This is a genomic window from Ktedonobacterales bacterium, from assembly GCA_036557285.1.
Taxonomy (GTDB): domain Bacteria; phylum Chloroflexota; class Ktedonobacteria; order Ktedonobacterales; family DATBGS01; genus DATBHW01.
Genome location: DATBHW010000004.1, coordinates 26,141 through 47,337, shown reverse-complemented (window position 1 = coordinate 47,337; position 21,197 = coordinate 26,141). Strand labels below are relative to the sequence as shown.

Genomic DNA, 21,197 nt, shown 5'->3' with positions numbered 1-21,197 from the left:
GCTTTTCGCAACAAAGACGATGTGAGGCCAGAATCCTATGAAATGGACTGGGAACAAGCGTGAGGCGTCCACGACTGAGGCAGTTGGAAGAGCATGCTGTCCTGACGAAGCACGTCAATGAGTATGGGACACTCAGCGGCGATCTGGAGGTCAGATGAGGCCATCTCATGTTCTGACCTGTTCGATGCGACTCTGGCTCCGAAGAGCTGCCCCTGGGGACCAAACAGTGAAAATGAACCGCAGCCCTCCTTCATGCCAGGAAATTGCTCCCAAGCATGGCTCCCCAAATGGCTCCCCCTGGTGGCTCCCGTTAGATCACTTCCTGTTCTGGCTCCACCTCCTCTTGCTGATTCCCCGGAGTGGCTCCTGTTTTAGCGCGGAGCCACTCCGTCGCCGCCGCGCGTTTGCACCTGGCCCGGTCAGCCAGCGCGCGACCAGAGACGCGGATGCCTGTCGCCACCAACTCCTGATAGGCAGCCTCCAGCCTGGCGGCTCTCGCCTCGCGCCCAGCGAGACTTTCTTCTGGCTCAAGCTGCCCCTGGCGTGGATCCCTGGCTGGCGCCAGTGCCACCACCTGGCGCCCAGAGGTGGCTCCAGACCCAGGCAACGGCTCCAGCGTGTGGCTCCCACCCGTGGGACCGGAGCCAGGTAGTGGCGCTGGTGCCTGGCTCCCATGTGCGGTTCCCAGAAGAGAGCGTGGCTCCTGTAAGCGGCTCCCCAACGGAACATGGGAGCCACTGATTGGCGCCCGTGTCTGGCTCCCAAGGTTGGCTGCGAAGCCACTGTGGAGAACTGGCGTCGCTGCGAGCGTACCCTGGATTTCTCGAATTTCCCGTACCATGGTCGCCTTGAACGTGGCCTCCAACTGCTGCGCAATCGCCTGATAATCAACGTGGGGTGCTGGCATCAACGGCACCAGATGCCGTGCCAGCTCCTGATAGTCGATCTCGGGGGCAGGTGCTGGCTGTGGGAAGAGTTGCTGTCCCTGGTCACCTTGGTCATGGGTCAGCACGCGCAGCAAAATACTGTAGCTGATGCTGACAGCGCAGCGGCCCCACATGAGCACACTCACCGCATCCTGGGGCCAGTGGAAGAGAAACAGGTCGCCCAGTGTCACAAAGGTCAGCATCACAAAGAACCAGCTAACCCAGTACAAGAGCTTCGCACGTGATTCACCACGCGCGCTGTACTGGCCTGCCAGCACAAAGGAGCCGGGAAGAATCACCTCTGGGGCGCCAATCATCACCGCGACTCCGGTGTTGTAGAGGCTCTCCAGCTTCCACTGCGGGATGCCCGCGCACAGAATGATGTAGATGGCGGAGAGCGTCATCAGCGGCTCGGCCAGCCGACTGAGCAAGAGAAACAGCCAGGTAAAAAAGGCGGTGATAAAGTGCAGTTCGCAGATAGCTCGCCAGAAACGGCGCCACCCGCTCATCGGCGCCTGAGGTGGGACGGATACCATAGGAATGGCCTCCTTTCAATCAAAGCACTGGCTTTGGCACGTCAGCGTCAAGGTGACGGGAAATCTACAGGCGTTTGTGGTCGTCGGTGGCGGCCAGACTCGCTAGAGCGTCCAAGATCAGACTGCCGTAGATGAGCCACTCGCCGCGGCGACCCTGCCGAGGATGAAACCAATGCAGGGCGCCGCTTGTGAGGGTCAGCCGCGCCTGCGCTGCCTCTACTCCTGCCTGTGTGGAGGCAATGAGACGGATCTGAATCGCAGGCTGGCGACGAAAGGAATGGGGCATGGGCATCAGATGGCTCCTTTTTCACTGGGTGACGCCTCAGCAGACGCATGGTTTGTTACCTGCTGAGCCTCAGTGATGATGCGCTTAATGAGCGCGACTTTGTTGTTGCTGATATGCAGCAGACTGGCGAGCGCAGACGCCGAGAGGTCCGGGTTTTCCTGGTGAGCCGCTAAAATCCTCTCTCTCTCCCTCTCTTCCGGGGTGAGCGCCTTCGGGACGCGCTTGAGCGGCGCCACAGGAGAGAGAGAGGAAGAGAGAGCAGAGGCGTCACCTGTCACTGGCAATGGGGTCCGTCCCGGCTTGTAGGGCAGCGGAGGCAGGGTGGGCATGGTCGGGTTCGCCTGCGGCGATGGCAGCCGTAGGTATGCCGCGATCAGGCGCAGGTCCGCCTCGGAGAGAGAGGGGATCTGGACAAAGAACGGCTCCCCGGCGCCCTCGCTATCCACGTAGACCTGCCCGCGCTCCAGCCGGGCAATCTGCTGCTGCTGTTCAGTCAGCCCCAGCATCTGGGCCTGCTTCTCGCGCATAGCGTGGACGATGCGCGTGTTGAAGGTATCGCGCACCTCGGTACCCCCATTGCGTGAAGCGTTAGTCGCCTGTCCAATGCAAATGGCATAGCACTGGTGTTTGCGCCCCTCAAAGTTCAGATCTTCGACGAGGGCCACCAGCTCACGCGCGACCGTCTCCCAGGGGCCACCGGACTCGCCTTGCCGCAGGATCGCCGAGAACTCATCCACGACCAGCAGCAGGGGGAAGGAACAGGGTTCCCCTGCTAGCCGTGCCTCGAATATGGCGCACGCCACCCCAAGCACCTGGAGCGCCGTATTGGGGGCATCCCCTACGGGACAGACCAGGCACGCTTCCAACGGGCGCAGCTTGGCGTACAGACTGTCTTCCTCTGAGCGGGCATGCTTATCGATCACCGCCAGCCGCCCGCCGCTAAGCACCACCTGCGCCAGCATCCAGCAGGCTGTTGTGGTTTTCCCGCCGCCTTGCAAGCCGAGGATGAGGATGGCCTTGAGCTGCTTCCAGGCCCGGTATATGGCGTTGCCTTCGGCATCAAAGCCCAGCAGGATGTCTTGCCCGCGACCAAGCGCGCCCTGCTCGATCAACGTGCGGGTGGAGGGTACGGGACGAACCGTGACCGGCATGGCCTCCGGCGGGACGGATACTGATGATGCAGGGGCAGGCAGCCCGCGCGGTTCATAGGAGTAGGTCAGCGTCTGCAAGCCTGGAGGCAAAACGGGCTTCTCCAGGGCAACCCAGGCGCCATCGCGTGAGGCGACAACACGGGCAGGCTTTTCCTCACGCTCGTAGTAGACACGGGGACCATGCCAGGCCCACCACGCCCATGCCGCGAGTCTGACGCAGCCAGCTAGCGTGCCTATACACAGCAAGACTAGCAGCAGCGCAGCCAGCAACTCAGAGAAGTGGAGGAGAAACGCGATCAGGAAGATGGCGACCACCAGGCCGATGATCCCACCTGCGATGGTGGCCGCCCGTTTGAGAAATTCGGTCATGGACCACTCCTTACGGCCCGCGAGCCGCTACCGCGCTGTGATGCAGTGCTCACCACGAATGCTGCCGGGGCAGATGTGCCACTGGCGCACGCTCGAATGCGCGCCACCAGACGATCCGACCAGAGGGGCGCCGGGTGACAACTGCAACAGACCTCCTCTCCCCAGGGCAGGCGGCGCCACAGATGCCCGCCACAGGCGCCGCAGATCAACCAGGGATGAGAGGCCACTCGCCAATCCGCCGCGAGGTCGGCCACCAAAGCCTGCGCCTCCAACTCATCGTGCGGCGCCCTCCTGGAGGGCAGGGCAGCGAGCATAGTTCCCGTGTTGCTATGAAAAGCATCTGTAGGGAGCTGGGAACCAGCAGAGAGAGCACTGGTGGGGGTCTCCCGCGGCTCGGTCTGACGGTGGATCCTCAGCCAGGCGCTGGCGGTCGCTTTGCGCACATGAGCGGCCTGGCGCAGCGCCTCCACTGTGACGCTGGCCCCTGCCTGGCAGAGGTCTGCATAGGTGCGGGCCAGGCGTTCCTGCTCGGCAGCGCGGCGCACTGCGGCGCGATCCTCGCCGCCTGCTGTGAGGAAGGGTAGCGTGGTGATTGTCTCGCTCACGGGCAGGAAGTCAATCGTGCCCTGGCACAGCGTGATAACCGTCCGCGCTTCCTTCCCGGTGTAGCGCAGAGGCCGGTTGCGATGAGCGCATTGGGTCAGTTCCGCCCGGCTCAAATACTCTGCCAGCCGCTGGAGGCGCGCATCAGCATAGCGCCAGGCGCCTGTCTCCGCATCGCGGGTAGCCATCTCGTCAATGGGCACGGGATCGTGTCGCCACAGGGCTCGCGCCAATCGCGCGGTCTCGCTGGGGCGCAGCGTGGGCGTGCCCACGACCAGCAAGAGTCGGCAATCCTCCAGCGCATTGCTCCCCCGCGCGCCCCAGAACCAGAGTCGCCGTTCCTTGGAGATGCCCAGCGCCTCGCCCAACGCATCCACACAACCCTTGAAGGAGATCAGCCCGATTTGGCCGGAGGCGGCCAGCATCCCTTCCGGGTCTTCCCGGCGGAGCAGATAACGACACTCGGCGAGAGCGCGGAGCAGATCAGGTTGGGAGCCATCTTTGCGCAGGATACAGAGGCTCCGCTTGCCATAGCGCTTGCCTGTCCTGACGGCCACATGACGCATGCCTGGAGGAGCCTGCACCTCAGTGCGTTCGACCGTCACCGTCCCATGCAGAAGCTGGAGCAACTCCGGATCAGCGGTGGCATCCAGCACCAGCCGGGGCGGCAGATGCCCGGCCTCATCGGGCGTGAAGGCCAGCGGCTCGGTGAGGAACAGGTTCCAGCCATGCCGCCCTGGTCCCACGCGCAGCAGACTGTTCCAGGGCTGTTCCTGCTCCCATTGGGGCAGTTCGCGGAAGAGCGCCGTCACCAGATGCGGCAGCACGACCGGCGGCAGCCGCTCGGCCTGCTCGGCGGCATCCGGGGCGCTGGTATCCAGGTCCACCCAGGGGCGCGGGTCCATGAGCGTCCCTGGCGCGTTGTGCAGTCGGCTGACCCAGGCCGCCAACTGGCCCTGGCAGCGCTGATTGAGCGCAGCAAAGAGCGCCTGGCCGTGCAGGGGCGTCTGAGCGCGCTCAGCATCGGTGAGGGTCGCCTGCACCGCCAGGAGGAGCTGCTCCGCTTCACTGCCTGGCGCACTGGCGACGGTGGCAGCGTGCAGGGGAGCGATGCTCAGCTCGCGCTCAGGCAGCCATTTCGAGAGGTCCATCTCATCCACCACCAGCCCTTGATGTTGTGCTGGATAGCGAGTCCGTATATGGGCCAGTTGGTAGACCTTCGAGCCGGGCTGGGTGAACTGCTCAACGTAGGCGCAGGGCAAGGCATGCTGGCGATGGATGGCGCGCGTGTTGAAGCCACGCTCGCCTACCAGACGATGGATCATCCAGTCGGGGCAATTACTTGCCAGGCACGCTTCCACCTCCTGGTACCTTTTGAGCGCCTGGACGCTCTCGATCATGCTGTGCCGCTCGGCGACCCAGGCCAGATCCATGTGGCCGGGCAGCCCCAGTTCGGCCACCTGATGGCTCTTGCCTACCCCTGGAGGTGCGAGCAGCACGAGCAGGTCTGTAGCGCCTGTTTCCAGATGCGCGCGAGCGCGGGCCTGAAGCTGCACGCCTACCTGAGTAAGGAGGGCCTGGCGATCCGTCGGCGTTTCAGCAGGGCGCTGCTTCGGCTCGGTATGTGCGACGCTGTGGAATTGTCGTCGGGAACGCAGAGGCTCATGGGGGCCGCTGCATCCTGGCCGCAGCGCGTTGTAGATGGTCACTTCCCCATAGGTATGTCCACGCCCTGAGAGTTGCTGGTCCCACTTGGCGCGCATCAGGCCAGAGCGGCGGAAGAGCCGGTCCATCTGGACAGCGTCGCCATTCGTCCAGTAGGCTAGGAGCAGGCAGAGCCGGTAATCGGCCTCGCTCTGGCTCTGACACCCGGACGGATCGCCCCTCCAGATCTGCTGGAAGGTATCGCCATTCCTGGCGGACATAGCCTTCGCCAGCACCGCTTCATCGTCGAGTGTGATCGTTGGAGGGTCTGCTGGTGGCGAGGTCCAGCGTACCCCCCAACCAGTGCTCTCTCCTTCTTCAGGGGCAAGTTGGACGTAGAGCGTTGTCACCTCTGCCTGGCGGATCTCAATAGTGGTCGGGGTGCCTGCCAGGTGCTGGCCCGTCACCGTAAAGAAGCGCTGATGGTCGTAGATCTCAACCGGACCGCGTTTTCGGCCCCGATGGTCAGGGAGGCGCGCCCGGACCAGGATATGAAAGCCTCTGCCAGAGGGTGTAATCTCCGTGTAGCTGTTGAGACGCGTGATGAGAACCTGCGCCCAGGGGGTGATCTCGCCCGTCTCTCGATTCCGGCAGCCGTCCAGGTCTACCCCGCAATAGGGATCAGCCTGGTGGAAGACATAGCCCAGACCATCATAGCTACCCGACCGGTAAGCGGCCTGAGCCTGGGCGTAGCTGCCCCAGGTGGCCGGGGTAGTGGTGCTGGCGCGTTGCCCGGTGGCGGGGGTGTAGGGCACTTTGGCTGGCTTAGCCTTGCCGGGGCGTGGCTCCAAGCGCCAAATCACCCACTGCAGGTGAGCAATCAACGCAGGTGGAAGCGAATGCGATTCCATAGACGACTCCTCTCTAAAGGCCGGGCGTTTGGAGCGACCCTTCTCTGGAGGGTTGGCGGGAAGACAGGAAGAGGGTAGAGCGAGACAAGAGCAGATGAAGTTAACGTAGCCTAAGAGCGGTATGACGGGTTTGGGTGCGGTGCGCAGCGTCGTAGCGGTTGTGACAGGCAGGGCACCAGATGCGGAACTCGGCATCTGGATTCCAGGGGTCGTGAGCCAGGTGGCAGCCCTGAAGGTAGACCATATACGGTTCGCCACGCTGGTTGTGAGCGATACTGCGATGGACTATTCCACACTGTTCACAGCGGTGCCCGACTAGAAGCAGGCGTGCCTTGACGCGGACACGCCAGTTGCGCGCATAAAGTCGCTGGGAATTCATGGGGATCTCTTCCTTGCCATGACCGGAAAAAGACCCCAGCGAGAGAATGCTGCTCTGCGGGGTCTCTTCCGCTCCGGCCAGACTAACAGGGCAAAAGGCAGTCTGGCCGGTTTTTTTTGCTCACCTACATGCAGAGGGTCGTAGGGCAGGAGACGGGGAGAGTCTCTGCGCCTTCCTGACCCTCCTGGAGAGTGCGCAGTTCGGCCTCGATCTGGGCAAGCTTGCGATCCAGCACGGCCATCTGGGTGCTGATTTCAGGAGACTGCTGGCAATCAGCCAGATGCAGCCAGCGGCGGGTCAGGTCATTGGCAAGCCGGATAAGGCGGCGGTAGACCTGGGCCTGAGATGGGTATGGGGACAGCTCCGATCTCCTCGGCTCGTCGGTGAGCAAGGCATTCACCGCCTGATGCCAGGCGGCATGCGCTTGCTGTGCTGCCTGGAAGGTGGAGGCGATGCAGGCGGGCAAGGCGAACGCGGGGTTGGCTTGGGCCTCGCCTTCGAGTTCCAAGAAGAGCGTGGTGAGCCGTTCCACAAAGGTGTGGCGCGCTTCCGTCGCGCTGGCGAGTTGGGGAGGTATAGTCATCGGCATATATTCCTTTCCCATAGAAGAACCCCTGCATGGAATCCCACGCAGGGGTCTGGGAGATCTGCCCTGTTGGCAGACCCAAGGCATTCCGAAGAGCCTGTTTGACGGCAATTTTGACGGCAGAGCCATCACATGTTGGTGAATGGCAGCGAAAGAAGATGAAGAGGTAAGCCAGGCTGCAAAAGCCTACGAAAAGAAGCTAAAGCTCAACAGTGAGTTCGTAAACCGTAGGTCGTGGGTTCAAGTCCCACCGCCGGCTCCGATTCACACCTGGCCCGGTGCGACTAACAAGCACCGGGCAATCCTCTTTTTGGCGGCCATTAGCTACTAAACAGCCGATGTGATGGCTACTATCTTTGTCCCGCCGCATTGGTTGGCCTGGATTCTGCGGGGCAGAAGACGAAACGCGGGATGAGTGCGGCTCACACAGGAATATCTTGCTTGTATGCCCCTCTTGCTTCGTACCTCTCCTAGAGGCGCACCAGGGAGCCTCTGCCATTAGCTCTGCCTGCCGCCTAGAGAGGCCAGGGAACACCTTGAAGCTTGTCCCCACACTGCCTGCCAGGCCACAGAAAACCCGGCTTGCTCCACGCTCACCTCCAGCGCTGGCCCAGTCCTTCTGGCGTGATCCAGTGCTGCGGATTGCCTTCCTGGTTGTAGGGGGGCTTATTGCTTACCAAATCGCCGTCACCTTGCTTCAGCCACCTTGGATCAATTCAGTCACCGACTGGCTCCGCGCTCTGCTGGCTTGGCCGGAACTGCTGGCAATTGTCTTCGTGAGTTGGTGGCTCACCCGCGCCCGCCAACTGGGCGGACGCTCCGGGTGGATGATGAGCGTGGCTCTGCTCTCCTACGCTATAGCTCGAACCGTGTGGACCCTGGATGATCAGTTTATCCATCCTAACGCTGTCCCCTTTCCCTCGTTTCCCGATCTGTTCTTTCTCCTTCAGTACCCCTTCTTTTTCCTGGCCCTCGCCCTGTTGCCTGGGGCGCCACCCTGGGGGTCGCGGATAAAAGTCATCCTGGATTGCTTGCTTGTGATGGGGGCGGCTGGCGCCCTCTCCTGGTATTTCCTCCTGGCTCCGCTCTATCTGCAAAGTGGAGAACCGCCGCTGGGCAAGGCAGTGAATCTGGCTTATCCGCTGTGGGATCTCTGTCTGCTGTTTGGCCTGACAGTGGCCTTCATCTATCGTCAATGCCAGATGGAGCGTGCGGTCTTGACACTGCTGATCGTAGCGTTCCTCTGCCTGGTGGCCGCCGATTCCCTGGCTGCCTGGCTTCTCTTGTATCCCAGACATGTCTACCGAACAGGCTATCTTTCCGATGTATTCTGGAACGCCTTCTATTTGCTGGTGCCCCTGGCAGGGCTGGTAAAGTTCCGGCTGACCCAGAAAAAACTGGCCTACGCCAATGCGCTGCCTGCTGCAACAGGGCAGCGCCCACAGTTCCTGAAAGAAGACCTCAAAGCTGTCTCCCGTTTCCTCCTTCCGTTGGTGGCAGCGTTGTTGGCAAGCGTACTCATTGCTATTCGGACCATCATCGCGCCGCTCCATTTCATGCACCCGCTGATTCCCAGCGTGGTGATTTTCTCCTTGCTCCTGCTGGCGTTTGTGCGCCAGGCGATCATGGTGCTGGAAAATGCTCAGTTGCGGCGCGCCTGGGAACAGGCGCGTACCGATGAACTGGCTGCGCAAGCGAATGCAGCAGCGCTGCGTGAGACCAACCGCCGCATGGAGTCCTTCCTGGGGATTGCTGGGCATGAACTCAAGACCCCTCTCACGACGCTCATCCTGAGCTTGCAGATGCTCCAGCGACGCGCCCAACATCGGGCGTCCCAGCCGGAAGACGAGACTGGGCAGGCGAAGACAAGGAAAGAAGGTTCTCAGAGCGATCTGGCGCTTCCACTTCAGCAGGCAGAGCGTCTGAATCGCCTGGTCAGTGAACTTTTGGATACCTCGCGCATCCAGGCCGGGCAGCTCCAGCTCGATCTGAAGCTGGTGGATCTGGCGGCCATTGTGTGCGCGACTGTCGAGGAGCAGCGCCAGGCGTTCCCTGGGCGCACTATCTCTCTGTGCTTGCCAGATGAGTCAATGCCGGTACTCGCCGACGCCGACCGTATCGGACAAGTGGTGACGAACTATCTGACCAATGCCCTCAAATACTCGCGGGAAGATCGACCGGTGGAGGTAGGGGTGCAGGTGAAGGGGCAGCAGGGCCGCGTTTGGGTGTGGGATCAGGGGCCAGGGCTGCCGCCTGCCGAGCAGGAGCGCATCTGGGAACGCTTTTACCGCGCGCCAGGGATCGAAATACAAAGTGGGTCGGGGATCGGACTCGGATTGGGGTTACATATCAACAAGACGATCATTGAACAGCACCACGGGCAGGTCGGTGTCCAGAGTCTGCCAGGACAGGGATCCACCTTCTGGTTTACCATGCTGCTAAAGGTTCCAGAGGAAGATGGGTGATTGAGTGATCCAGCGGGATCACAGGTATTGTTATAGCAGCCCTTGCTGATGAACCCTGCTTGAAGCAGCGCAGCGACCAAACCCTATAACTGTATGTCCTATGGCTCTGGCCTTACAAGATGGACGTGAGCCGCGAGATATGATACCCTACTGGGGAAAATGGCCTCTCAAAAGGGCTTTTTATCAAGAGTGGATGCGCCAGTCTACGAAAGTGGTTAAATACTATCAATAGGGCTGGCTCATGATCAGATAAGGCCAGGTGGCGCCAGGATGGCTGAGATAAAGAAATGGCGAACGACAACCCAGGAGGCGAGGCTCTCTCTGAGTCAGAATGCGCTGGCCCTGCTGGTCACGAGGGAGGGAACGCTTGGGTAGATCACTAAAGGGCCTTGAGGTCTTGAAGGTTCTCCGGCACCCGGCCCTGCTGCGCCTCTGGCTGGCCCAGATTATTTACCTCAGCGTACAATTTACCGCCAGTTACGCGATGATCGTGTTGATTACCGATGAGACGCACTCGGCAACGCTGGTGGGCCTGGTGATTATCGCGCTGAGCTTGCCGCTGGTTTTGTTTGGCGCGCCAGCCGGGGCGCTGGTGGATCGACTTGATCGCCGCCGCATCCTCTGGATCAGTAATGTGGTGCGCGCGCTGTCAACCGCGCTTTTTGTGGTTGCGCTGTTGATCGATCCGCACCAATATCTCTATATTTATGCGCTGGCGTTCTTGTTCTCGCTTGTTGGCCTCTTTTTCAGCCCGGCAGAAGGCGCCATTATCCCTCGAATAGTCGGTGAGGCCGAATTGCTGCCCGCGCTCTCGCTCTACAATTTGACGCTGAACGCGAGCCAGGCAGTGGGATTGCTGCTGCTTGGCCCGCTGGCGCTCGATCTGTTGCCCACTCTTGTGCTGGGGACAGACGCTCATCATCTGACCTTGATGCCAGTTGAGACGCTTTTTATCATTCTCACCATACTCTATCTCATTGCGGCTGGTCTGACCGCGAGTTTGCCACGCGAGCGTCATAAAGAGGCACGCCCTTCAAGCGATCTGATGATTACCAGAGCCGAGCAAGAGGCCCTGCAAGCTCTGCCCCTTCCGGTAGACACCTTGCCCGTCCAAATGGAGCTATCTGTTGGTATCTGGAAAAGGCTGCATGTAGACCTCAGCGAAGGCTGGCAACTGGTGCGCAAGGATAATATTTTGCTGGATGCCTTGTGGCAGGCATGCTTCGGGGGCTTGATTATGCTCACGGTTGCCGAACTGGCGACCACCTTTGTGCAGCGTTTGCTGAATCTGCCCACCAGCGATACCGCGTTGATTTTTGCTCCTGCCGGTATCGGCCTGGTGCTAGGCTCGCTGCTGGTTCCGGCGGTGGTGGACCGCCTGGGATCAACCCGCACGATTACTGGCGGAATGATCGGTACGGCTCTAGGGATTGGTTTACTGCCGATTGCACAGAAAGTGGCGAGTCTCTCGGACCCGACTGGCTGGTGGACAAATCCATTCTTTTTGCTGACAGTGGCCGGGCTGACGGCGCTGGTGGGTCTCTGTTTAGATTTGATCGTTGTCCCGGCGCAAACGCGCATGCAAAAACGTTCGCCCGATGAGATGCGTGGACGCGTGCTGGCGCTCTATCAGGTGCTCTTCAATGGCGGCGCTATTCCGGTCATGCTGTTTATGGGCGCGCTGACCGATCTGTTGGGTATCAACGCCGTCATAGATATGCTGGTGGGGTTCAGTCTGGCAGCGGCGCTGGTAACATTGCTGCGGGCGCTGGCGAGACGATCAGGTGGCTCTGGTGATGGCTCGGCGCCTGGACCAGACAAAGACCAGGCACAGGGGAACCAGCCTTCTACAGTGCTAGTGGATGAGGAGACGCCGGTGTATGAGCCGCCAACGCTCAGTAACTAGATTGGGCGCTGGCCCGAACCGCTGTTGTCTTAGAACCTCTGCTCCTCAACTCTTCCTCCATCAACACCCTTCGCCATCTTTCGGGTCATCTCGATAGATTGCCGGATTCCTAAGTTTTGGGATAAGCAGCCAGCCAGGATGTCAGCGCCTTTATAACCAGTGGAGTCGCCGGGTCATAGAGCAGGCAGTGATAGGCTTCGGGAAAGGTGACAACGCGGCGATCATTGGCTGCTACCCGTCGCACAAAGGCGGCGGTCCCGGCGGGATTGGCGACATAATCGCATGCCCCCTGAAGCACCAGCAGTGGAAGAGAAAGCTGGGACGCCTGGCGACGGGTCTGCCAGAGCCATCTGGTCAGGCTGTTGAGGAAGCGCACGCTGACGTGGCGCACGAAAAGAGGGTCAGCACGCAGGCGAGCGTTGAAAGCATCGTCACGGCAGCCCAGTTCCTCGCGTCCGGTTACGGGCATGGCTGGACGGGATGGCGCGGTCAGGAGTAGACGGAGATAGCGCACCGCTTCGCTGATAGTTGGTTGGATGGCAGGGCGCAGGACCGGTGAGATGAGGACCAGCCCGGCAAGCGGGACCGGATCAGCGCGTCGGTGCGTGCTGGCGATGTACTGAATGGTGATGGATGCCCCCATGCTTTCACCCAGCAGAATGATTGGCTTGTCCGGCCAGGAGGCTTGCGCCCATCTCAAGGTCGCGTCTACATCCTCCAGGTAGCGATCAAAGCGGTCAATATTGCCGCGCACGCCGTCTGATCGCCCATGCCCACGTAGATCGGGAGCTACGACCGCTGCGCTCGCAGGGGCAAGCTCGCGCGCCAATGTCTGGTAGTAGTTGCCATGCCCTCCTAATCCCTGGATGCAGACGACGATTCGCTGCGGGGATGGCGGCGCCCAGGCGCGGGCAAAGATAGTGATTCCGTCAGCCAGGTGGAGGCTTGCCTCGGTCTCCACCAATGTTTCCGTTCCAACGGTTTCCCTGGCCCTCTGGCTCTTCTCGATCATGGCGCGCCTCCCGATGGTTCTGGAAGCGCGGCTTTGCCAGGTCGTATGCTTACTTCACGCAGCAATCGCTGGAAGAATGTGAGCCTGGGATGCTTGTGGCTCTCGGCAATCTCTGCTGCTGGCCGGTAGTCTTCATAGATTTCGTGCAGCGTGGCGATGAAGATGGGGCGCATCAACATAATGAGCATCCAGGTAAAACCGCCTGCCACATACGGGTTGGTAATCCCTTGAATCAGCAGGTAGATTGGCCCGATGACCGGCCCTTCGACCAGAACCGAACCAACAAAAGCGGCGACGACCATGCGCCAGCGGCGATGGGCGATGCCTATGCTGATAAGTACGGAACGCACCCCTGGCTGGTCATCAACGATAGCTGCGTAGGTGGCAAAGACCAGTCGCACATGCCAGAAAAGCATGGGGATGCCCAGTAGTACAATGACCGTAAATGACGGCCAGCCCCAGTGGTCCGTCAACATACCAAGTCCCCCCTGGGCAGGAATAAAGATGCCCCAGAAGAGGACAGTCGTAATGCCGTTGGCCCAGAGGTAGCGGGGGAGCCAGCGCACAGCCGCCGGTAAAATCTCTGAGGGAATGATTGGCTTGCCCGCGTCAATCGCCTCGACAGCCAGTACGACGGAGATGTTTCCGAGTGTGATAGTGATCCAGGGCAGGGCGTTGGCGATCCAATGAGCGATCTCTCCTGGCTGGCTGCCAACAACGACTGCTGCGAGCGGCGGGAGCATGAAGAGTCCCACCAGGGCCGTCAGCCCTGGTATGTCTTTGCGGCAGATACGAATGCCAGCCGCGACATAGCCAGCGGCCTGACGCCACCAGGGGCGCGGAGTCCTGGGAAGCACTGCGATAGAACCTTGATCGCCGTCTGTTGGAAGCATTGAAGATGCCTGGGGGGCCATAAAGGGGTGATCTCCTTATCATGGTGGGAGAGCGTTTCAGCTATCATCCTCTCTGCGCATCTCTCCCCTACCGCTTTGCTGCAAAGCATAAGGGGGTGTGTCAAGTCTCTGAAACCTTTCTGATTGGATTTCTACAAGGTATTTTGTAATATGCTATGTGATACCATATCTTTTTGCCTCTCTAGAAGAGAGACGAGCGTTGTGCTTTACCAGTATAGCGTAATTGTCGCAGCTTTGTCACACATGCGCGCGTGACGTACTGAATAGCGGTTTTCATCCGTTCTTTTTGAGCAGAGTATACGCCGGTAGGGCAGGGGAACACGGGGCTGTGCCGATTCAAGTTGAAACGCTGACCTATACCTATTTTGCCGGGACGCCGCTCGCAAAGGTGGCGCTGGCCGAACTCTCCTGTACTATTGAGGATGGAAGCTGTGTCGCTATTCTTGGCGTAACCGGATCAGGAAAATCAACGCTGGTGCAGCACTTCAATGGGCTGCTCCGGCCCACCAGTGGGCGCGTCATGGTGAACGCTATTGATGTGGGGGCAAGAGGCGCTGACCTGGCAAAGCTTCGTCGTATGGTGGGCCTCGTCTTTCAATCACCGGAGACGCAGCTTTTTGCCTCCACCGTGTTTGATGAGGTCGCTTTTGGGCCGCGCCAGATGGGCCTGGGGGCGGAGAAGGTGGAGCGCGTGGTCGCAGATGCGCTGCGCATCGTCGGCCTGCCCACGGAAGAGTTTGGGCGTCGTGATCCCTTTTCGCTCAGCGGTGGACAAATGCGCCGCGCCGCGCTGGCCGGAGTGCTGGCGATGGAGCCAGCTATCTTAATTCTGGATGAGCCAACCGCAGGACTGGATGGTGAGGGGCGCGCTGAACTCTATCGCTTTCTAGCCCGCTTGCGAGGCGAGCGACAAACGACTATCTTGCTGGTGTCGCATGATATGAGCGAGGTTGCGGCGCTGGCCGACCGCTCGCTGGTGCTGCACCAGGGCCGATTGGTTCTGGACGGCAGCCCGCGTGAACTCTTCAGGCAGGCGCATCTGCTGGTAGAATGGGGGCTTGATGTGCCAGCATTGAGCCAGGTAGCAGCTTCGCTGCGTAAGCAAGGCTTTCCCGTTCCCGCCGAGGCATTGACGCTTGATGAGATGGCCCAGGCCATCCTTGCTGGCCTGGTCGGCTCTCAGCCATCCTTTGGAGCGCGGCGCGATGCTGAATAATCTGCCCCTTGGCGTCTATATTTCGGGAACATCGGTGCTTCATCGCTTGCAGGCACGCACCAAACTGCTGCTGGTTCTCTGGCTGGCGGTGCTGCTCTTTCTGGCGAATCGGCGGGCGTGGCATCTCGGCCCCTATATTGTGACGCTGGCGCTTCTGCTGGTGGCGGTAGGTCTGAGCGGCATTCGCCCCGGCTATATTTTTCGGCGGATGCGTTTGCTCGTGCTGCTGGTCGGGCTGGCCGCTATTCCCGCGCTGCTGTTTACTCCTGGGGATACGACGCTGGCTACCATCGGCCCGGCGCATGTGCATCTCTTTGGCGTGGATGTGGCGATTGGTCCGGTGGTCATTAGTTCGGATGGCGCCTGGCTTGTGCTGGGCTTCTCCACCATTTTTCTCCTGATCTTCCTGGCCTCGCAATTGCTGGCGCTCACCACCAGTCCGGTGGCTCTGGCTGAGGGACTTGCGCTGCTGCTGCGCCCGCTGCGGCGCTGGCGTGTTCCGGCAGATGAACTGGCGCTGATGATGCTGATCGCCCTGCGATTTCTGCCGCTGCTGGTGGATGAGGCCAATCAGCTTATCAAAGCCCAGCAGTCGCGCGGGGCGCAGTTTACCAGAGGCTCGCTGCGCAAGCGGCGACGCGCGGTGCTGGCGCTGATCGTGCCTATGCTGCGCGGAGCCTTGCGGCGGGCTGGTGAATTGGCGGTCGCGCTGGAGTCACGCGGCTATGCGGCGGCTGGCGAGCAGACGATGCTCTATGAAACACGCCTGCGGAAACAAGACTATGCCGCCCTGGCGCTGGTCATAACGCCAACGCTGGCAGCGTTGCTCTTTTTTTAGCTGCTTCGCAAGTAATGGCTTCGCAGGTCGGTATCTGGCATGCGTGTCGCCTGGAAGCCCTTCTCGCGTCTCATGGGGCATTCCGCACGTAGAGGTTTCGCCCGCTGCCATAGGTGCGCGCCAGGTGAAAATGCTGCTCTACCCAGGCGCGAAAGCCTCGCAGCTTACCAAACCGGCCAGTGTAGAAGAGAATCGCGCCAACCTGTGGCTGTTCAGCGATGGCAATGACCTGCTCAGTGGTCAGATAGCCGGTGGTGATACGCACTTCGGAGGTATCTACTAACGCTGGCGGTATATCGCGGTTTGCCAGCATCGCCATGTATTGGTCATCGGTGATTACTTGCTGCTGGGGCGTGGTCAGATGTTGCAAGTCGCTGACGACCTGCGAGATTTGGGCTGCGTTCACCAATGGCGCATGCATTTCGGCAGCCGGTCTGTCTAACGGGTAGCGGACGATGTCTTGCAGGTTGAACGCCAGCATCCCTATCAAGAGCAGCGCGAGCAGACCCAGGATCACTATCTTACTCACGCGCGCGTTCCAGGCTGGTCGAATGCGTTGCAGCCGGGCGTGCAGAATCGCCGCCTCTGCGGAGAATGCCTCCGTCGTGGGCGCGAGACCAATGGCGGCGCTGAGGGCCAGGCCCGGAATGAGCAAGGCGAGATGGTGCGTGAAGAGCGGCGTCTGACGCAAGAGGATAACCAGTGCAGCCAGTATCCAGGCAGCCGCCGTGAGGATATGCCAGCGTCGGCGGATCAGACCCACAAGAAAGCCGAGGAGTCCCAGGATCGCCAGCGGGTACTCTGTGGTTGCGTTGAGCAGCGTCTGGGGGTTCCGGCTCACCGTACTGGCAAAGCTCTGGTCGGCAGCCAGGTGGAGAGCGATCACCTGCTGGTAAGCGGCATGAAGCTGGTTGAGATAGGGGAGAAAGACCAGCAGCCCCGCCAGCGCCATCCCCGCCAGGTACGCGCTTATCAGCAGTGCGGCGTGTGTGATCGTTTGCCGCTGTGGCAGGCGCAAACGGGAAAAGAGACCTGTGCGCTGCTCTGGCTGCTCTTCGGATCGCCGCGCGCGCTCGAAAGCGATCAAACAGCCCAAAAAAAGAACCATAATCGGGGCAATCGCCGCGACGGCAAAAAGCTTCTCCAGCGCCGCCAGAGATGTTGCCGCGCCTGAGAGCAATGCAGCTTGCCAGGGATAACGATTGACATAGGCGGCGGCGGCCACCGCAGCGATCATCAGCGCGACAGACGGAGCTTCGGCCTGGATGGTCTGCGATTGAATCAGGTAGAGGTAATCGCAGGCAAGGAGCAGAGCCGCGATAGCGCCTGCCCAGCGTCCGCCCAGCCGTCTGGCGAGCAGATACATCGCCAGGATGCCAATGAGTGAAAAGCAGACGATTCCCCAACGCGCTGCAAGCATGGTTGGCCCAAACAGGGCGACCAACGGATAGAGTGAGAGCAGGAAAAGCGGAGGTTGCGAGGAAAAGACTGGGGTAAATAACCCATGTCCTTCGTACATGGCGCGGAGCGAGGCCCAGTAAACGCCCTCGTCATAGTTGTCTGTCAGGGCGGAAAGATGCCACAGCCGCAGGAGCAGCGCCAGCAGCAACACAACACCGACCAGACCTGCTTCCAAGAAGAAAGCGCGGCGGCCTTGCCCGCCTGGCGCTGCTCCTGAAGTTGGCAGGGTTTGGTCCTGCGGAGGTAACGTTTGTTGCCGGGCCACCGTCTTTTCTTGACCTGCTCTTTCTATCAGCCGCTTCTACCAACGTCTCTGAAACGCCGCTGCTGGGGTCCAGGCGTCGGCGCTTCAGAGGCACAGTATAGCCCCCAATGAAGCGCCGTGTCAAAAAACGCTCCCTGGCCTGGTAGGGCTATATTTGAGAACTCCCATAGGATGCTCTCAGAAGATGGCAGAGTATTGTGCAGAATGCACAAGAAAAGTTGTATTCTTTCCTGCTAATCTGTCCAAAGACAAGCGGAAAGCCGCTCTGGTATCCTTATCACAACTGATAGGTGCGCCGTCATATTGTGCATTGCGCACAGTATGACGGCTTCTCCGTTTACTAGAACCTTTGCTGGCGTCCGAAAAGGAGTTGAAGAACAAATGACCCCCGATGAAGTCTTACGGTTTGCTGAAGAGCGGAATGTAAAGATGGTGGACTTCAAGTTCACCGATGTGCCAGGCACCTGGCAGCATTTTAGTGTTCCCCTTTCTGCGTTCAATGAAGATGCCTTCGAGGAGGGCGTGGGTTTTGACGGGTCGAGCATTCGTGGTTTCCAGGAGATCAATGAAAGCGATATGCTGCTGATGCCGGACCCGGATACCGCTATTCTGGACCCGTTTACGGCTGTTCCCACGCTCAGCTTGATTTGCGATGTAGCGGAGCCAGGGGCCGTGCATCGGCCATATAGCCGCGATCCGCGCTATATCGCCCGTAAGGCCGAAGCGTATCTGCGCAAGAGCGGCATAGCGGATACGAGCTATTTCGGGCCAGAGGCTGAATTCTTCATTTTTGATTCTGTGCGCTATGCCTCCAACCAGAATATGCAGGTTGCCGAGGTTGATTCTGCCGAGGCCCATTGGAACAGCGCAGGTGGGGCAGCGGGCAGCCTGGGCCATACTATTCGCGGCAAAGAAGGCTATTTCCCAGTTGCGCCAGCCGATACCCTGCAAGATATACGAACCGAGATGGTGTTGACGATGGAGGCGTGTGGTATACCGGTGGAGGCGCAGCATCACGAGGTTGCCACCGCAGGCCAGTCCGAGATCGACATGCGTTTCGATTCACTGATGCGCATGGCCGATAAGCTGATGCTCTACAAATATATTACCAAGAATATTGCGAAACGGCATGGCAAGACCGTGACCTTTATGCCCAAGCCCCTCTTTGGGGACAATGGGTCGGGGATGCACGTCCATCAAAGCCTCTGGAAGGATGAGCGCCCGCTCTTCTTCGGCGACGGCTACGCCTGCTTGAGCAAGACGGCGCTCTACTACATTGGTGGTTTGCTCACCCATGCTCCGGCGATTCTGGCGCTGGCAGCGCCCACGACCAACAGCTACAAGCGTCTGGTGCCTGGTTTTGAAGCGCCCGTCAATCTGGTCTTCTCGCAGCGCAATCGCTCGGCGGCGGTGCGTATCCCTATGTACTCGGATAACCCCAAGGCCAAGCGCCTTGAGTTCCGCCCGCCGGACCCGTCGTGCAACCCATACCTGACATTTGCCGCGCTCTTGATGGCGGGATTGGATGGCATTAAGCGCCAGATTGATCCCGAAAGACAAGGCTTTGGTCCGCTGGACAAGAACATTTATGAACTGAGCGCCGCCGAGGCCCATGAGATTCGTTCGGTGCCCGGTTCGCTCGATGAGGCGCTTAGCGCGCTGGAGGCGGATTCCGACTTCCTGCTGGAGGGTGGGGTCTTCACCGAGGATCTGCTGGAGAAGCATATCGAGATCAAGCGCGCTCAGTCTGTTGAGGTGCGTCTGCGCCCCACGCCGCTGGAGTTTGCCCTCTTCTACGATGCCTAGCCTGGCAGCAGGTGAAGCTGCCTCTTAACAGCCTTTTCTATGCAGAAGTGCCTTGCCCATGTACTCGGGCAGGGCACTTCTGTTTCTGAGCGTTCCAGGCAGCAGCGATTCAATAGGATGTGCTATGATTTGTCGCCGACTCTTTGCCAGCTTGTATGATCGATGCTCTCGGCCATGTCCTTCCCATACAGGAGCGTCGCCAGAATCTCAGCGGATCCGACCAGGCGCGGCCCGGAGCGGTTGAAATACTGGTTGCCATCGACGGCGAAGACGCGCCCATTACGCACAGCGCGCAGGTTTGACCACCCAGGGCGTGCTTCCAACAGGGGAATATCTTCGAGCGTGCGCTCAAGGGTAAAGCCGCAGGGCGTGAGCACAATGACATCAGGATCGGCGGCCAGCAGGTCTTCCCAGGCCAGCCAGGGCGAGTGCGCGCCAGCTTCGCCAAAGAGGTTGATGCCGCCTGCGTACTCGACCAGTTCAGGCGTCCAATTGCCACCAGCCATTGGCGGATCGATCCATTCGAGTATGGCGACGCGCGGATGCTCAGGCTGTGCGTCAGAGCGGCTGCGCAGCCGCTCCAGGCGCGCTTGATACCCTGCTACCAGCTTCTCTGCCTGTGCCTGGCGCTCCAGGGCAGCGCCCACGCGCAGCACGTCCTCCCAGACATCAGCCAGCCGGTAGGGCGCCAGCGAGAGAATGCGCGGCTGGATGCCGATCAGTTGCGCGACGGCGCGCGCTACATCGCGCTCGCTGACGGCGCAGACCTCACATTGCGTCTGGGTGAAGATGATGTCAGGGCGCAGGCGCTGCAATTGATCCGTGTTGATGCTGTAGATGCTCAGCGCCTTCAGCGCAGCGGTATCTTCGTGCGCTGCGCGACTCAAAGCCTTGACCTGCGCGTCGATCTCGGCGCTGCTGGTGTCAACGTTAATCTGTACCCGGCTTACTACCGGCAGCATCTGCACCGCCTTGGGGTAATCACATTCGTGTGAACGGCCAACCAGTTGATCGAGGCATCCAAGTTCTGCGATCATTTCTGTGGCGCTTGCCAGCAACGATACAAGCCGCATAGCATCCCCTTCCTAATTTTATGCGCCGCTGGTGGAGAAAGGCGCTTCCAGCAATATATCAATCAGCGCGTAGCCGGGCGTGGAGACACGCTCCCCCAGGCTAACGGGAAGCGGATAGCGAAAGAGCGGGCCGCCGCTGACAAAGGTATGATATTCACCGCGCTCGCCGCAGGCATCAATGCCTGCTGTCTCGAACTCGGCGATGAGGGCTTCGCTGAACGGCTGGCCCAACCACACCTCTCGGGCGCGTGCCAGTTCCACGCTGGTCAATATCGCGTGATAGCCGCGCTTGATGACCTCACGCGCCAGCAGCCCCACTGGCTCGCCCCAGAACGGCTCCAGATGCCTCAAGCCCTGGCCGGTGGTGCGCTCTTCATACCAGGCGCGCACATCGGCCAGGTGGATATTGCCGAAAATGATCGCGTCCACGCCGCGCTCGCGCAGATCAGCCAGCGCGTCAAGAAAAACCTGCTCAAATGTTTCTGGCTGGGTCGGATAGGCGAGCAGCGCGATGCCCAGCGCGTCGGCCTGCGCCTGGATAAGTTCTTTGCGCACACCATGAAAGCGAACGCGCTGGCTGGCCGCATCGTAGAGATTCAGCAGAGAGGTCACAGGCCAGCCGCGCCGGATGGCGCGGTCCAGGGCAAGCATCGAGTCTTTGCCGCCACTGAAACTCAGGGCGCAAGATTTCGGCTGGCTTTGCATGCTGGTTCTCCTGCTCTCCATAGCACTATCTTTTGTTACTATACCGCTTTGAGGGTTCTACGCGCCAGAACTGCCGGTTCTTTGCTTCGCTGTAATTGAGAGTGATACAATGGGCTGGAAGTTCAGCTTTTTACTCCCTTATTGT

At 60.2% G+C, this 21,197-nt stretch carries 16 protein-coding genes; 6 read left to right on the top strand and 10 right to left on the bottom strand.

Annotated features, from left to right (window positions below):
* Positions 1-310: 310 nt before the first annotated feature.
* From VH599_01635 to VH599_01620, 4 genes are all read right to left on the bottom strand, one after another.
* Positions 311-1,462, bottom strand: a complete 1,152-nt coding sequence (locus VH599_01635) for a hypothetical protein (GenBank protein HEY7346991.1) — start codon at positions 1,460-1,462, stop codon at positions 311-313.
* A gap of 64 nt (positions 1,463-1,526) precedes the next feature.
* Positions 1,527-1,754: a hypothetical protein gene (locus VH599_01630; protein HEY7346990.1), complete on the bottom strand. Its 228-nt coding sequence runs from the start codon at positions 1,752-1,754 to the stop codon at positions 1,527-1,529.
* A complete protein-coding gene (locus tag VH599_01625; GenBank protein ID HEY7346989.1) occupies positions 1,754-3,268 on the bottom strand; it encodes a hypothetical protein in 1,515 nt (504 codons plus the stop codon). Before VH599_01625 ends, VH599_01630 begins: the two co-directional genes overlap by 1 nt.
* Positions 3,265-6,426 (bottom strand): hypothetical protein, encoded by a 3,162-nt coding sequence (locus VH599_01620; GenBank protein HEY7346988.1) that lies wholly within the window; start codon positions 6,424-6,426, stop codon positions 3,265-3,267. Before VH599_01620 ends, VH599_01625 begins: the two co-directional genes overlap by 4 nt.
* Before the next feature lie 121 nt (positions 6,427-6,547).
* On the opposite strand from VH599_01620, the gene VH599_01615 reads away from it, so the two are divergent.
* Positions 6,548-6,745, top strand: a complete 198-nt coding sequence (locus VH599_01615; protein HEY7346987.1) for a hypothetical protein — start codon at positions 6,548-6,550, stop codon at positions 6,743-6,745.
* Between the two features lie 184 nt (positions 6,746-6,929).
* Here VH599_01615 and VH599_01610 read toward each other — a convergent pair whose 3' ends face one another.
* On the bottom strand, positions 6,930-7,388 hold the full coding sequence (locus VH599_01610) for a hypothetical protein (protein HEY7346986.1): 459 nt from the start codon (positions 7,386-7,388) through the stop codon (positions 6,930-6,932).
* A gap of 539 nt (positions 7,389-7,927) precedes the next feature.
* On the opposite strand from VH599_01610, the gene VH599_01605 reads away from it, so the two are divergent.
* On the top strand, positions 7,928-9,856 hold the full coding sequence (locus VH599_01605) for a HAMP domain-containing sensor histidine kinase (GenBank protein HEY7346985.1): 1,929 nt from the start codon (positions 7,928-7,930) through the stop codon (positions 9,854-9,856).
* 367 nt (positions 9,857-10,223) lie between these two features.
* Positions 10,224-11,762 carry an MFS transporter gene (locus tag VH599_01600; protein ID HEY7346984.1) on the top strand — a complete coding sequence of 513 codons (1,539 nt, stop codon included), beginning with the start codon at positions 10,224-10,226 and terminating at the stop codon, positions 11,760-11,762.
* A gap of 109 nt (positions 11,763-11,871) precedes the next feature.
* On the opposite strand, the gene VH599_01595 is transcribed toward VH599_01600, so the two are convergent.
* Together VH599_01595 and VH599_01590 are read right to left on the bottom strand one after the other, a co-directional pair.
* Positions 11,872-12,774, bottom strand: a complete 903-nt coding sequence (locus tag VH599_01595) for a lysophospholipase (GenBank protein HEY7346983.1) — start codon at positions 12,772-12,774, stop codon at positions 11,872-11,874.
* Positions 12,771-13,688, bottom strand: coding sequence for a hypothetical protein (locus tag VH599_01590; protein ID HEY7346982.1), 918 nt, complete (start codon positions 13,686-13,688; stop codon positions 12,771-12,773). Before VH599_01590 ends, VH599_01595 begins: the two co-directional genes overlap by 4 nt.
* A 328-nt stretch (positions 13,689-14,016) precedes the next feature.
* Between VH599_01590 and VH599_01585 the strand changes: the two genes are divergently transcribed.
* The gene (locus VH599_01585) at positions 14,017-14,904 is read left to right on the top strand and encodes an energy-coupling factor transporter ATPase (GenBank protein HEY7346981.1); all 888 of its coding nucleotides are present in this window, start codon (positions 14,017-14,019) and stop codon (positions 14,902-14,904) included.
* The gene (locus VH599_01580; GenBank protein HEY7346980.1) at positions 14,894-15,742 is read left to right on the top strand and encodes an energy-coupling factor transporter transmembrane component T; all 849 of its coding nucleotides are present in this window, start codon (positions 14,894-14,896) and stop codon (positions 15,740-15,742) included. Before VH599_01585 ends, VH599_01580 begins: the two co-directional genes overlap by 11 nt.
* A 70-nt stretch (positions 15,743-15,812) precedes the next feature.
* Here VH599_01580 and VH599_01575 read toward each other — a convergent pair whose 3' ends face one another.
* Positions 15,813-17,468, bottom strand: coding sequence for a glycosyltransferase family 39 protein (locus VH599_01575; protein HEY7346979.1), 1,656 nt, complete (start codon positions 17,466-17,468; stop codon positions 15,813-15,815).
* A gap of 381 nt (positions 17,469-17,849) precedes the next feature.
* On the opposite strand from VH599_01575, the gene glnA reads away from it, so the two are divergent.
* The gene (gene glnA / locus VH599_01570) at positions 17,850-19,274 is read left to right on the top strand and encodes a type I glutamate--ammonia ligase (protein ID HEY7346978.1); all 1,425 of its coding nucleotides are present in this window, start codon (positions 17,850-17,852) and stop codon (positions 19,272-19,274) included.
* 122 nt (positions 19,275-19,396) lie between these two features.
* Here glnA and VH599_01565 read toward each other — a convergent pair whose 3' ends face one another.
* On the bottom strand, positions 19,397-20,347 hold the full coding sequence (locus VH599_01565) for a cobalamin-binding protein (protein HEY7346977.1): 951 nt from the start codon (positions 20,345-20,347) through the stop codon (positions 19,397-19,399).
* A gap of 18 nt (positions 20,348-20,365) precedes the next feature.
* The gene (locus VH599_01560; protein HEY7346976.1) at positions 20,366-21,052 is read right to left on the bottom strand and encodes a hypothetical protein; all 687 of its coding nucleotides are present in this window, start codon (positions 21,050-21,052) and stop codon (positions 20,366-20,368) included.
* Between the last annotated feature and the right edge of the window lie 145 nt (positions 21,053-21,197).